The sequence below is a fragment of the Proteiniphilum sp. UBA1028 genome (genome assembly GCF_002316955.1).
Lineage (GTDB): Bacteria > Bacteroidota > Bacteroidia > Bacteroidales > Dysgonomonadaceae > Proteiniphilum.
On the sequence record NZ_DCEN01000043.1, the window covers coordinates 1 to 12,336 of the forward strand.

Annotated in this window: 13 protein-coding genes and 1 pseudogene; 8 read left to right on the top strand and 6 right to left on the bottom strand. The window is 48.8% G+C overall.

What is annotated here, in order from left to right; all coding sequences use genetic code 11:
• On the top strand, positions 1–717 hold a 717-nt coding region (locus B3Z75_RS07315; RefSeq protein ID WP_294069296.1), incomplete at its 5' end, for a TonB-dependent receptor domain-containing protein.
• Between the two features lie 56 nt (positions 718–773).
• On the opposite strand, the gene B3Z75_RS07320 is transcribed toward B3Z75_RS07315, so the two are convergent.
• From B3Z75_RS07320 to B3Z75_RS07340, 5 genes are all read right to left on the bottom strand, one after another.
• Positions 774–1,451, bottom strand: coding sequence for a DUF554 domain-containing protein (locus B3Z75_RS07320; RefSeq protein ID WP_294069299.1), 678 nt, complete (start codon positions 1,449–1,451; stop codon positions 774–776).
• 241 nt (positions 1,452–1,692) lie between these two features.
• A complete protein-coding gene (locus tag B3Z75_RS07325; RefSeq protein ID WP_294069302.1) occupies positions 1,693–3,144 on the bottom strand; it encodes a family 43 glycosylhydrolase in 1,452 nt (483 codons plus the stop codon).
• A 25-nt stretch (positions 3,145–3,169) separates the two neighbouring features.
• A complete protein-coding gene (locus B3Z75_RS07330) occupies positions 3,170–3,904 on the bottom strand; it encodes an acetylxylan esterase (protein ID WP_294069307.1) in 735 nt (244 codons plus the stop codon).
• A 12-nt stretch (positions 3,905–3,916) separates the two neighbouring features.
• The gene (locus B3Z75_RS07335; protein WP_294069310.1) at positions 3,917–4,837 is read right to left on the bottom strand and encodes an alpha/beta hydrolase; all 921 of its coding nucleotides are present in this window, start codon (positions 4,835–4,837) and stop codon (positions 3,917–3,919) included.
• 72 nt (positions 4,838–4,909) lie between these two features.
• Positions 4,910–6,031 (bottom strand): hypothetical protein, encoded by a 1,122-nt coding sequence (locus B3Z75_RS07340; RefSeq protein ID WP_294069313.1) that lies wholly within the window; start codon positions 6,029–6,031, stop codon positions 4,910–4,912.
• Positions 6,032–6,370: 339 nt separating this feature from the next.
• On the opposite strand from B3Z75_RS07340, the gene B3Z75_RS07345 reads away from it, so the two are divergent.
• The 7 genes from B3Z75_RS07345 to dnaJ all read left to right on the top strand — a co-directional run bounded on the left by B3Z75_RS07345 (position 6,371) and on the right by dnaJ (position 11,898).
• Complete coding sequence (locus B3Z75_RS07345) at positions 6,371–6,823, top strand: DUF4494 domain-containing protein (protein WP_294069316.1); 453 nt, start codon at positions 6,371–6,373, stop codon at positions 6,821–6,823.
• Positions 6,820–7,482, top strand: a complete 663-nt coding sequence (locus B3Z75_RS07350; protein WP_294069319.1) for a YggS family pyridoxal phosphate-dependent enzyme — start codon at positions 6,820–6,822, stop codon at positions 7,480–7,482. Before B3Z75_RS07345 ends, B3Z75_RS07350 begins: the two co-directional genes overlap by 4 nt.
• A gap of 111 nt (positions 7,483–7,593) precedes the next feature.
• A complete protein-coding gene (locus B3Z75_RS07355) occupies positions 7,594–8,568 on the top strand; it encodes a dihydroorotate dehydrogenase-like protein (protein WP_294069322.1) in 975 nt (324 codons plus the stop codon).
• A gap of 4 nt (positions 8,569–8,572) precedes the next feature.
• Entirely contained in the window at positions 8,573–9,520 is a 948-nt protein-coding gene (locus B3Z75_RS07360) for a hydrogen peroxide-inducible genes activator (RefSeq protein ID WP_294069324.1), read from the top strand.
• Between the two features lie 20 nt (positions 9,521–9,540).
• Positions 9,541–10,077: an HD domain-containing protein gene (locus B3Z75_RS07365; protein WP_294069327.1), complete on the top strand. Its 537-nt coding sequence runs from the start codon at positions 9,541–9,543 to the stop codon at positions 10,075–10,077.
• Between the two features lie 74 nt (positions 10,078–10,151).
• Positions 10,152–10,739, top strand: a complete 588-nt coding sequence (locus B3Z75_RS07370) for a nucleotide exchange factor GrpE (protein ID WP_294069330.1) — start codon at positions 10,152–10,154, stop codon at positions 10,737–10,739.
• Between the two features lies 1 nt (position 10,740).
• Positions 10,741–11,898 carry a molecular chaperone DnaJ gene (dnaJ, locus tag B3Z75_RS07375; protein WP_294069333.1) on the top strand — a complete coding sequence of 386 codons (1,158 nt, stop codon included), beginning with the start codon at positions 10,741–10,743 and terminating at the stop codon, positions 11,896–11,898.
• A gap of 187 nt (positions 11,899–12,085) precedes the next feature.
• On the opposite strand, the pseudogene B3Z75_RS07380 reads toward dnaJ, so the two are convergent.
• Positions 12,086–12,336: pseudogene (locus tag B3Z75_RS07380) on the bottom strand (N-acetylneuraminate lyase); the annotation flags it as partial.

The following is a 12,336-nucleotide window of genomic DNA, read 5'->3' on the forward strand; positions in this document are numbered from 1 at the left end:
ACCCTTGAAGAACAGCTCTCCTATGATCCGGAAACCAGCTGGACCTATGAGCTGGGTGGACGATATGAGATGTTTGAAAACAGGTTGTCGCTCAATTATGCATTGTTTTATTCCCGTGTCAACAATATTCAGATCATCAAACTGGAAGATCAGGGAACTTCCGGTCGCACGGTAAAGAATGCCGGAAAATCGGAAAGCAAAGGATTTGAGTTAAGTCTGAAATATGTTCCTTTGCAGAACCTGTCGTTGTATGCCGACTACGGATTTGCCGATGCGCGTTTTGTAGATTATGAAGCGGCTGAGGATGTGGATTACTCTGGGAATCATGTACCGTTTGCTCCCCGGCATACGGTAAGCCTGGGTACCAGCTATGTGCATAGTTTTGCCAAGGGGGCGCTGATCGACCGCTTGATCGGAAACATCCAGTATACCGGAGTGGGAAAAATTTATTGGACAGAATCGAATAAGACGACGCCTCAGGCTGGGGATGAAGGGGTAGCGCTGTATCAGCCTTTTTATGGGCTGGTGAACGGTAGCATTTCTGCCGAGAGAGGTGCCTTCTCGCTCGAACTCTGGGCAAAGAACCTCTTCAACACCGACTACCACTCCTTCCTTTTTGAAGCATCGGACATGACCACCGGAAAGGTGAATCAGTTTGTGCAAAGGGGGTATCCTACCCGCTTTGGGGCTACGCTTCGATACACGATTGGCAGGTAAGCATCGGCTTTTCTGCCAATCACGATGAATGGGCTGTGTACTTGCCCATCTTCTGATTAGAGAAAAATCCAGATCAGCAGCACGACCATCACCAGCGAAGGCAACATATTCATGATGCGGAGCTTCTTTATCCCCAGGATGTTGATGCCGAGGCCTATGAGTAGTATGCCTCCCACGCTGGTGAGTCCGAGAATGATCTCATCGGTGAAGAAGCTTCCGGCGTATCCGGCGAGGAGGGTAAGGGCCGCCTGAAAAATAAACAGGGGGAGTGCGGAGAAAACAACGCCCACTCCAAATGCGGAGGAAAGCAGGATGGCAGAGAAAAAATCCATCAGCGATTTGGTGTAAAGGAGGTCGGGTGAGCCGCCGGTGCCTTCCTGGATGGTTCCCAAAATGGTCATGGACCCCACGCAAAAAAGCAAAAAGGCCGTAACCAGTCCCTCGGAGAATTTTTCACTACCAATGTGAAAGTGGCTCTTCAGGCTGTCGCTCATCCGTTCGGCACCTTTCTCTATGTCCCACCATTCGCCCAGCAGAGACCCTACTGCAAGGCTGCTCACCACAATGAGTATGTTCTCCATCTCAACAGCCATGGTTATTCCTATGGCCAGCGTAAAAAGTCCTATCGCCTGAAAATAAATGGTGGTTATACGCTCCGGCATCCGTTTTTTCAACAGCATCCCGATCACTCCGCCACCCAGCACGGCGGCTGTATTTACAAGGGTTCCAATCATCCTGTATCTCAATTGTTTTAATCTGTAAAGCTGATGGCTGCCTGCCTCTGGCAAAACGCTACTTTTGTAGGATATGCATTGTTGTCTTGTTAGAAAATTGGAATAAATCTACCCTGCTGACTCAAAATCGAAGCAGCTTTTGGCAATGGTCTGATAAACCAATGACGAAGTTAGAAAAAAAAATTCAATAATCAGGATTTTGCCCTTTTTCGTCGGTGTACAGTGAATGGAACTTCGTTTGCTAGTGATCCCTGAAATTCCATTTGGAGTTGTCGCTGCTCATGTCAAATTTTGCGAGGGTGGGAGTGCTGTCACCGGAAGAAACGAGCGCCAGCTTTTCGTTTGAATCGGGAACCGTCTTGGGCATGATCCGATAGGTCCCGTCGGTCAGCTGGTCGATGCGCCACAGCTGCTCCGGAGCTCCGGTAAATGTGGGTACGGTGATCACTTCTGCCGCGGCCGTTGCTGCCAGAGCCCTGTTGGTTCCGGCGATGGTAATCTTGTAATAGGGGCCACCCAGGTAGCCTCCTGCTTCGGGAACGGCTGTGATTGTCCATCGCTGATGCGGGCGGACCATGTAATCTCCTATTCTTACGCCAATGTTGCCGGCAGGCCAGGTCTGTATTACATCATCCAGCTGCTGCGACGCAATGGGTTTTACCGGCTCGTCGTTGTCGCGGTTGAACCCGCGCATCCTGCCGGGCATCCGTACAAAATCAACCGCCAGTTCCAGTGCGTAGCCTCTTCTTTCGGATTCTATTTCATAGGTCCCTTCCCGGAGGTTATCTCCTGCAACAGGCCATCCATTCTTCCACAGTAGGGGAAGGATGCCCAGGACGCTGCGGCCGCTTTGATCCAGATCGGCCTCATAATGACAGGACATCTTTTCCACTCCCTCTTCAAGCACAACGCGCCCGAAGTGTCCGGGGCCAATGAATCTGTCTCTGGCTGCAAGAACCATCTTGCCACCTCCTTTCAGCATGTCTCTCCCCATGTTGTCGAGGTATGGGCCGGTTACTTTCCTGGAACGGCCCACCACGATGTTATAGGTGGAGTTGGCGCCATCGCAGCAGGTGCCGTGCGTGCCCAGGAGATAATACCATCCGTCGTGGTACTCCAGATCCGTGGCTTCGCAGTCGATCGCAATATCGATTGCTTCATTTCCTTCAACCCGCTTTCCGGTGGCGGGGTCGAGCTCTATCAGACGAATAAATCCGAAATAGGTTCCGTAAGAACACCACAAGCGTCCATCGTTTGGATCCAGCAGCAATCCAGGATCGATTGCGTCGTTGTCTTCCACCCCGTCGGATTGGGCGACGAGTACAGGCTCTGAAAATTTGAAATCGGGCGATGTGGGGTCGAGCGTCTTGTTCCACATGGTCAGTATTCTGCCGTTATGACCACCTCCCAGGCCGCCACCGGTTGCGCCGTAGACAACCAGGTATCGTTCTCCGATTTTTATGGCATCGGGCGCCGCACCTCCTCCGGGCCTTACGGCGCCGCTGTTCCAGCTCCAGCCATCATCCGAAATTAACCCTCCACCGCCCGTGCCGAAGGTGTAATATTTGCCTTCACACTCCATGATTGTTGATGGATCGTGTATAAATGGTTTTCCGATCTGTGCCGTCACTGCCCCGGCAATGAAGATGAATAAGATTGCTATTCCTGCTTTTAATGTATGGTGAAAGTTCATATGATTATGGCATTGAGGGTTATTATTACTCACAACTGATTTGAATGTTTTTGACCGGCTCTCCCTGCTCGTCGAGAAAGCGGATGCAGAAGTCACTCATTCCGGGGCCATTGATCACGGCACCCCGAAGGATGTTTCTCCCCTTTTTGAGTGTCAGGCGGTGAGAGAGGCCATCGTCCATCACCATGCGCCTGTCGCCGGAAAGCAGCAATGCCTCCTCTCCGTTCAGCCACCACATGGACGCTGAGTTGGACCCTGCGGACAGCCTTACGTTTTTTATTTCCACGGGACTGTTGATCACGGTCACGGCCCAAAATAGCACGCCGTATACCGGTTTATGTAATCCATAGGCGAACCGGAATAGCTTCACATTGAATAATTTGCTGTCCAGGGCATGCCAGGTAAGATCCCGTCCTCCTACCTTTACTGTCTCTCCGTCTCTGGGAAGAAGCGTGAACTGGTTCTGGAAATAGAGGGTGTCAAACGCATTTCGCAGGTAACTGTCGGTGAAAATGGTGTTGCTGCGAACGGCTGTCTCAATTGGCTCGAGCAATAACCAGCGTTGAATAAAACCTTCCTCGTCCGGGGCTTTTACGGCTTTGGTTGCAGGGGTAAAGTACCGGTCAATACTGCGAACGGTATCGCGTGCAACGGCTTCGTCATGTTGACTCCATGCCCTGCCGGTTTGTGCTTGTAGCCCCGCTACAGTGAACATCACTGCGATTGCTGTCAGGAGCATGGTTTTTTGTTTCTTCTTCATGGTAAATATAGTTTATTGAACAGCTGAGTCATTGTTTTTATTGGCTTCTTTCAGGAAGAAATCGATCATTTTTTGAAAAGTGTCTTCGTTGAAGGTGACCGGCCCATGCTGACCACCGGGGACAGAGATAAACTCGGTCAGCAGTTCTCTTTCATCCAGTGCCTTGGCGAAAAGTTCGCTTTGGCAATGGGGTACTACATTGTCTGCCTCGCCATGAATCACCAAAAAATGAGGGTCTGTTTTGTCCAGGAAAGTGATCGGGTTAAGCAGCGCGATCAGGTCGAGGTTGTCGGCGGGGTTGCCTCTGATCAGTGCTGCTTCGGGTGAGTTCCCTTGCTTGGGCCCCTTGCAATTGTCCATGAGTGCCATGTCGATGGGGCCAAACCAGTCCACCACGGCATTCACAGCACTGCTGTATGAGGTGTAGTTGCCCACATCTCCTTCGATGTCGACACTCGTATTGTTTACCGTAAACTCTCTCACATTGTTCGATGCACCTGCCAGCGATGCAAGATGACCACCCGACGAGAAGCCAGTGATGCCAATGAAGGAAGGGTCAATGTTGTATTGCTCTGCATTTCCTCTAACAAACCGAATGGCTGCCTTCACGTCGTTGATCTGGGCTGGATAAACAGCGTCGGAACTTGACCTGTGGTTGATTGCTATCACGGCAAAACCACTTTCGAGCAACTGCTTTCCAAAGGTGTCGAAGGCGAATTGTTTCATGTTGTTGCCAAACCATGCGCTGCCATAGATTACGATGATTGCCTTATAGGCAGGCCTTTCAAGGTTGGGCAAATGAATGTCAAGGTTGTGGTATTCATTTTCGTCACCGGCATAATTCAGGTTGAGCCATTGCCTGCCGCTGATCTGTCCAAAACAGATGGCCAAGCTATAAGTAGCAAGGACTGCTGTAATTAAGATTCGTTTCATACGCATTTATTTTTGTTCGGTTTTTATATGGATGGATGGAAAATGCAATCGCAATTGTCTGCGGTGCGGCATTTAAATTTCTGCTGAGGTATTGAATAGCTTTTGCAATCCTTCAGAGTAGCTCTTTGTTGCAACCCAGTCCTGAAAATTCAAATCGTGGTTGTGTCTGTCAAACACAAAGGTTTTCAAATTTGATTTTCCGCAAGTGTCAAACCTCTTTTCAAGGTCATAGACTCCCTCTGCCGGAACGTTTGCATCGTCTTTCCCGTGAAATACATAGATGGGAATGTTCACTCGCAAAAGTCTCGTTTTGTTTGGTTCAAGCGCAAAATGCTCCCTAAACCAATTTGTGGTTACACGAAAATAATTTTTCCAGATCCAGCTCTCTTCGTGATCCCTGATTTTTGTTGTTAAAATATGATGAACAGGCTCCCGCATTTTGGCAATGTCGTCGATGTTGATCACATTGTCTTTTACAACGTTCACTGAATCAAAAGGCAAATTTTGAAACAAATGCCCCCGATAGGCTGTGACAACGGGATCTTCGAATTCATACTCCTCCCTGTTTACCGACTTGTCCCCGTTTCTATCAAATATGGAATTAATCAAAACCATCGCTCCATTGCCTGTGTTCTGCCATTTAATAATGTCAAGCATATTTTCGTGCGCGTACCCGTGTAACAGCAATGCGTCAATTGTTACATTTTGACGTTCAGCAACCATCGAGGCGATGATGGTGCCCTCGCTTATTCCGTAAAGAAAGATTTTGCAGTTTTTGAAACGTTTGTCATTTTTCAAAAAAGCAACCATGGCTTCCACATCGGCGGCTTCGGTATGGGGCTCATACCGGGCATATCTCAGGCTATCGACCGTGTCGAACCAGGGCCCCGTGTCGCCCAAATCAACGCCACGGCGATTGTAGGAGAAAAAGCCGACACCTTTTTCACAAAATCCCTCTGCCAGCACGTCGTAGTAATTGAAACCCTGCCTTTGGGTTAAATAGGTGTACGGCCCGGTCCCGTGGACCGCAAAAACAATCCTGTCTATCTCGCCCGCCTCGGGAAGGCAGAGTCGTACTGTTGTTGTTTCCCCGTCCGGCAACTCTACCGTGAAAATCTCAGAGCTGAAAGCATATGCCTGCACTGATGCAACAGATAATATTGCCGCTAATACCCATTTTTGAAAAGACTTCATTCTGTGTTTTTTTGTTTTTCGTTTGATCACGCGATGATAAATGTGCGGTAAAAGTAGGGGATATCTCTTTCGCGGAGGTGCATAAAGTTGCATATATGGTGTAATTTTCTTTATTCAACAGTGATTTGTATCTATTTTCGGCATTTATGCGGTTTCTGGCACCCTTTGTTCTTCTCCCTGTTCGTATTGTTTCCATACTGTTCTCATTATACCTGGTGCCAGCAAAGATTGTTCAGTCACCGTTGGTGTACCTCCCGAAGATTTGGCACATTGAAAAAATATTGTTTTAGCACAAAATTTGTACCTTTGTGACCCATAGAAAAATTTATAAAACAGAATATGTACAATTGGTTTGAGTGTAAGATAAGATACGATAAGATGCTGGAAACCGGCATGCAAAAAACGGTGACCGAGCCCTATCTGGTGGATGCATTGTCGTTCACCGAGGCAGAAGCGAGAATTATTGAAGAGATAAAACCGTTTATTTCGGGCGAGTTTTCGGTGTCCGACATCAAGCGGGTGAAATATACGGAGTCTTTTTTCAACGAGACGGGTGATCGCTATTTCAAGGCAAAACTTTATTTCCTTACGCTTGATGAAAAGAGCGGCTCCGAGAAGAAAACGGCAGTGAACATGCTGGTGCAGGCTACTGAATTGAAGGAGGCGGTGGAGATCGTGGAGGCGGAAATGAAGAAGACCATGATCGATTATACGTTTGCTGCCGTGAACGAAACAGCGATTATGGATGTATTTCCCTACGCGGGAACAAAGGCAACAGAAACTGCAGAATGAGCATTCAGTCCCATATCGACACGTTGCGGCAAACCGTCCCCCGGGAGGTGACCATTGTGGCGGTCTCCAAATTTCATCCTCATTCGATGATCCAGGAGGCTTATGACAGTGGACAACGTATCTTCGGCGAGAGCCGTGTGCAGGAGCTGATGGAAAAACAGCGCAAACTGCCCCGGGATATTGAGTGGCATTTTATCGGCAGCCTGCAACGGAACAAAGTGAAACAGATTGCACCTTTTGTGTCGCTGATTCACAGCCTGGACAGTGAACGGCTGATGCTGGAGGTTGAAAGACAGGGCGCAGCGAACAACCGGGCAATACCTTGCCTGCTGCAGATACACATTGCCGAGGAGGAGACCAAGTCGGGTTTCTCCCCCGACGAGTGCAGGCAGTTCCTGGCCAACGGCAGCTGGAGGGAATGTACGCACGTGCAGATTGTCGGGGTGATGGGGATGGCCACCTTTACCGATAACGAGGAACATGTAAGAAGCGAGTTCCGGTTTTTGAAGTCTCTGTTCGATGAATATAAAGCCAACTATTTCGCGGAGGATTCTTCTTTCAAGGAGATATCGATGGGGATGTCGGGCGACTACACGATTGCGATCGAAGAGGGTAGCACCATGGTACGCCTGGGGACACTGATTTTTGGTGACCGATAGCTGCCGGCGGCCAGCCGGGTGGCCTGTTTATTTCCCGGGCAGGGTATCAATTTAATCGATAAAAATGTTTATTTTTGTTGATCAATAAATTTGGAAAACATTCGTTCACTCATGATTAATTTAGAAACGACCTTTGCAGGGTTACACCTGAAGAATCCGCTGATTGCAGGAAGCAGCGGACTGACCAATTCAGTTAAAAAGATTAAAGAACTGGAAGATGCCGGTATCGGAGCCATTGTACTGAAATCTCTTTTCGAGGAGCAGATCGAGAAACATTCCGAGAAGCTTTCTCAGCTGACTGACTATCCCGAAGCAGCCGATTATATCAATGCTTACATCGAGATGAATCACATAGAGAAATACCTCGATCTGATTCGCTCGGCCAAAGAGGCATGCAATGTGCCCATCATTGCCAGCATCAACTGCTACAAATCGTCACGATGGATCGATTTCGCCAAAACTATTCAGGATGCCGGGGCCGATGCACTGGAACTGAATGTTTTTGTCCTCAACGCCGGTGAATTCGGCGATACCTATCTGGAAGATTCTTATGTGAACATTGTCAGGGAGTTGAAGAAGGTGGTGCGGATACCGATAGTCATCAAGATGGCTAAAAATATCAGCAACCTGCCCGGTCTTGTGGGGAAACTTAAATCTTTGGGTGCAAAAGGAGCCGTTCTTTTCAACCGTTTCTATCAGCTTGATATCGACATAAAGAACATGGAGATAACCTCGGGCCCGGTGTTCAGTAACCCCTCCGATTTTAGCGATACCCTGCGATGGACTGCCATTGTGACGGGAAGGGTGCCCGACTTCGATGTGGCCTGCTCCTATGGGGTGCACTCCTGGGAGGATGCTATCAAGGGAATCCTTGCCGGAGCCGGTGGAATTCAACTATGCAGCACCTTATACGAACATGGGCCGGGAGTGATTGAAGATATGCTTACCCTGATGGAGGAATGGATGCGGCAAAACAATTATAAGCGGATTGAAGAATTCAGGGGTAAACTGAACTACCGGAACATCAAAAATCCTTCGCTTTATGAGCGAGTGCAGTTTATGAAATATTTCTCCAATTACAGGTGATGCCATGAACATACAGCAGTTAGAATATATTATTGCCGTTGATAATTACCGCCATTTCTCCAAAGCTGCCGAAGCTTCTTTTGTGACGCAACCCACGCTGAGCATGATGATCCAGAAGCTGGAGGAGGAACTTGGAGTGAAGATTTTCGACCGTTCACAATTGCCTGTGCACCCCACCGAAATAGGGAAGCGCATTATTGATCAGGCGCGGGTAGCCGTTGCTCAGGTGAACCAGATCAAAGAGATCGTGCAGGAAGAAAAGGGGATCATAAAGGGCATATTCCGTCTTGGAATCATACCAACCATTTCGCCCTACCTTCTGCCAAGGCTGATGCAGGTACACCGTGAAAACAAATACGATATCCGTATTGTGATCTCGGAGCTGACCACCGATCAGATATTGAAAGGACTCTCGAACGACTCCCTTGATGGAGGCATCCTGGCTACACCGTTGAAAGAACCGGCCATCAGAGAGTATCCTATCTATTATGAACGCTTTTTTGCCTATGTCTCACCCCGGGAGCGAGCACTCTATGCAAAGACATCGCTCGACGAGAGCGACCTGACAACGGCCAAGCTGTGGCTGCTCGATGAGGTGCATTGTTTCAGGACGCAGATTTTACATCTCTGCAACCTCAGGAGGCGTAGAGGGGGTAACCAGCAGTCTATTTTTTCGTACGAAGCCGGTAGCATTGATACGCTTATCAATATCGTCGATAAGAATGAGGGACTGACGGTCATCCCCGAGATGGCGCTGACCAACCTGAGCGAAACACAGACGAAGAACGTCCGTCCCTTTAAAAATAGTACCCCCGTGCGCGAAGTGAGTCTTGTTACTCGAAAAGAGTTTTTTCGGGAACGCCTTCTCAACATCATTACTGAAGAGGTGAAGCTTGCCGTGCCAAAATCGCTTCAGGACGAGGCAATGAAAAAATATGTAGTCCCGCTTTAAAGAGGTGGAAAGTTGCTTTTATGGATCCACTGACAATCATTCGAAAATACTATAAAGAGGGGACAAAATTATACGATATTTATCTCTCGCATGTGACTAGTGTGACGGATAAAGCGCTCTCCATTACACGAAATCATCCGGAATTGGCAGTCGATGTCAGGTTTATTGAGGAGGCCGGTATGCTTCACGACATAGGCATTTTTCAGACCAATGCGCCCCATATTGCCTGTGAAGGCTCTTTTCCCTATATTTGCCACGGTTATCTGGGAAGGGAATTGCTCACACTGGAAGGATTTCCAAAACACGGACGGGTGTGTGAACGGCATACCGGTACGGGGCTTAGTCTGGAGACAATCATTAACCGTAAGCTACCCATCCCTCACAGAGATATGCGACCGGTAAGCCTGGAGGAAAAGATCATCTGCTTTGCGGATAAGTTTTACTCGAAATCTCAATTGGGAAAAGAAAAACCGATAAAAAAGATCAGAGAAAACCTTAGTAAGCACGGATGGCACCAGGTGGAGATATTTGATGAGTGGTGCGAAATATTCCTGTGACAGGCCGCCTTTGCTAAGCGGCATTTTTTTGGCAAACTATTTGCAGTGGCTTTAGTTGGTAAATACAAATAAATATGATGCAAAAGGATAATCAGCATACAAATCCCCGGAAGCGGGATGAGGAGTTAAACAAAGAAGTGACGCGCGACGAAGAGGCGACTGTCAGCAAAGAGAATGAGGACAAATTGACAGATGCTGCCGTGGCGGACCAGAAACAGCAGGACGAACTGCAACAGAAATACGATGATCTGAACAACAGCTATCTTCGCCTGCATGCGGAGTTTGACAACTTTCGCAAGCGCACCCTGAAGGAGAAGGCCGATCTTATTAAAAGCGGCGGCGAACGTGTGTTGCTTGATATCATCTCTTTGGTGGATGATTTCGAACGGGCGCTCGTCATCCTTCACGAAGCCGAAGACAAGGATGCCATGTTGGAGGGTATGGATCTTATTTACGGGAAATTTATTAATTTCCTGAAGCAGCATGGCGTGAAAGAGATAGAAACCATTGGACTTCCATTTGATGCCGATCGCTTCGAGGCTGTAACGACCATACCGGCGCAGGATGAATCTCAGAAAGGAGTGGTTGTTGATTGTATCATGAAAGGATATGCCCTGAACGAGAAAATCATCCGTTTTCCAAAAGTAATCGTAGGAGAATAAGATGTCAACAAAAAGAGATTATTACGAAATACTGGAAGTCGCCAAGACCGCTACAGCCGAAGAGATAAAAAAAGCTTACCGCAAGAAGGCCATTCAATATCACCCCGACAAAAATCCCGGTAACAAAGAGTCGGAAGAGAAATTTAAAGAAGCAGCAGAAGCGTACGAAGTATTGAGCGACGAGAATAAACGTGCCCGTTATGACCAGTTCGGTCATGCCGGAGTGGGGGGGGCTGCATCCGGCGGAGGTTTTGGAGGTGGCATGTCGATGGACGATATCTTCTCGCAGTTTGGAGACATCTTTGGTGGTCATTTTGGCGGCTTTGGCGGCTTTGGTGGTTTTGGTGGCGCCCAACGCGGCAGGCGCGTGAACCGGGGGTCGGACCTGCGGGTGAAGGTGAAGCTCTCCCTCAAGGAGATCCTCAATGGTGTGGAGAAGAAGATCAAGGTGAAGAAGTATGTCTCCTGCTCGCATTGCGACGGCAATGGATCGGAGCATGGTACCTCCCTGAGCACCTGCTCTACCTGTAACGGATCGGGCGTGGTCACCCGTGTGGCCAACACCATCCTGGGACAGATGCAGACCTCCTCTACCTGTCCCACCTGTAATGGCGAGGGCAAGTCGATCTCGAAAAAGTGTGCACACTGCAACGGTGAAGGGATTGTCCGCGAGGAAGAGGTGATCAACATCCGAATCCCTGCCGGCGTAGCCGAAGGAATGCAACTCTCCATGTCGGGAAAGGGCAATGCAGCCCGCAGGGGGGGGGTGAACGGCGACCTGCTGATCGTGATCGAGGAGGAGCAGGACCCCAACCTGATACGCGATGAGAACGACGTGATTTACAATCTCTTCCTTAGCTTCCCCACTGCTGCCCTGGGAGGTGCTGTAGAGGTGCCCACCATCGACGGGTTTGCCAAGGTGAAAATTGAGCCGGGGACACAACCAGGCAAGGTGCTCCGTTTGCGCAACAAGGGACTGCCTTCGGTGAACGGTTACGGACGGGGCGATGAGCTGATCAACGTGAACGTCTACGTGCCGGAGAACCTCACCGACAAGGAACGCAAGCAGCTGGAAGAGATGAACAGGTCGGAAAGCTTTGTCCCTTCCGCCTCCGCACGCAAGAGTGTCTTTAACAAGTTCAGGAAGATGTTCGACTGACAATCTTGTCATTAATTTTATAGACTGCATATTTGCAGAATTGAGGCTGTCTCAAAATAAAATTTAACCTCCTGAGAAATGAATATTGGGATATGTTCTCAGGTAGATAGATATCCGAAATCGAGTAGGAGGAAAACGAAGTAGTTTTCCTCCTACTCGATTGTACGCTCTATGTGGAATAATTCTCTCAGAACTTGTTGCAGGCTTCAAAAAATCCGATTGCTTCCAGCTCTCTCCGGATAATTGACTCCTCCTCGCCAGTTACATTCTGGAACGGCGTGCGGTTTATGCCCAGGTCAAGCCCGATCAGCTTCATGATTCTTTTGCCGGCCACGATATTGCCCCTGTAGCGGGCAATGACGTTGATCACCTCTTGTGCGAAGTTCTGGTGTGCGACTGCTTTCGCCAGGTTGCCGTTGTTGTACTCGTTGATGACGC

Coding starts and splice junctions, on each gene's coding strand:
- B3Z75_RS07320 (WP_294069299.1), bottom strand. CDS start 1,451: ATGATTGGAACCCTTGTAAATACAGCCGCCGTGCTGGGTGGCGGAGTG.
- B3Z75_RS07325 (WP_294069302.1), bottom strand. CDS start 3,144: ATGAACTTTCACCATACATTAAAAGCAGGAATAGCAATCTTATTCATC.
- B3Z75_RS07330 (WP_294069307.1), bottom strand. CDS start 3,904: ATGAAGAAGAAACAAAAAACCATGCTCCTGACAGCAATCGCAGTGATG.
- B3Z75_RS07335 (WP_294069310.1), bottom strand. CDS start 4,837: ATGAAACGAATCTTAATTACAGCAGTCCTTGCTACTTATAGCTTGGCC.
- B3Z75_RS07340 (WP_294069313.1), bottom strand. CDS start 6,031: ATGAAGTCTTTTCAAAAATGGGTATTAGCGGCAATATTATCTGTTGCA.
- B3Z75_RS07345 (WP_294069316.1), top strand. CDS start 6,371: ATGTACAATTGGTTTGAGTGTAAGATAAGATACGATAAGATGCTGGAA.
- B3Z75_RS07350 (WP_294069319.1), top strand. CDS start 6,820: ATGAGCATTCAGTCCCATATCGACACGTTGCGGCAAACCGTCCCCCGG.
- B3Z75_RS07355 (WP_294069322.1), top strand. CDS start 7,594: ATGATTAATTTAGAAACGACCTTTGCAGGGTTACACCTGAAGAATCCG.
- B3Z75_RS07360 (WP_294069324.1), top strand. CDS start 8,573: ATGAACATACAGCAGTTAGAATATATTATTGCCGTTGATAATTACCGC.
- B3Z75_RS07365 (WP_294069327.1), top strand. CDS start 9,541: ATGGATCCACTGACAATCATTCGAAAATACTATAAAGAGGGGACAAAA.
- B3Z75_RS07370 (WP_294069330.1), top strand. CDS start 10,152: ATGATGCAAAAGGATAATCAGCATACAAATCCCCGGAAGCGGGATGAG.
- dnaJ (WP_294069333.1), top strand. CDS start 10,741: ATGTCAACAAAAAGAGATTATTACGAAATACTGGAAGTCGCCAAGACC.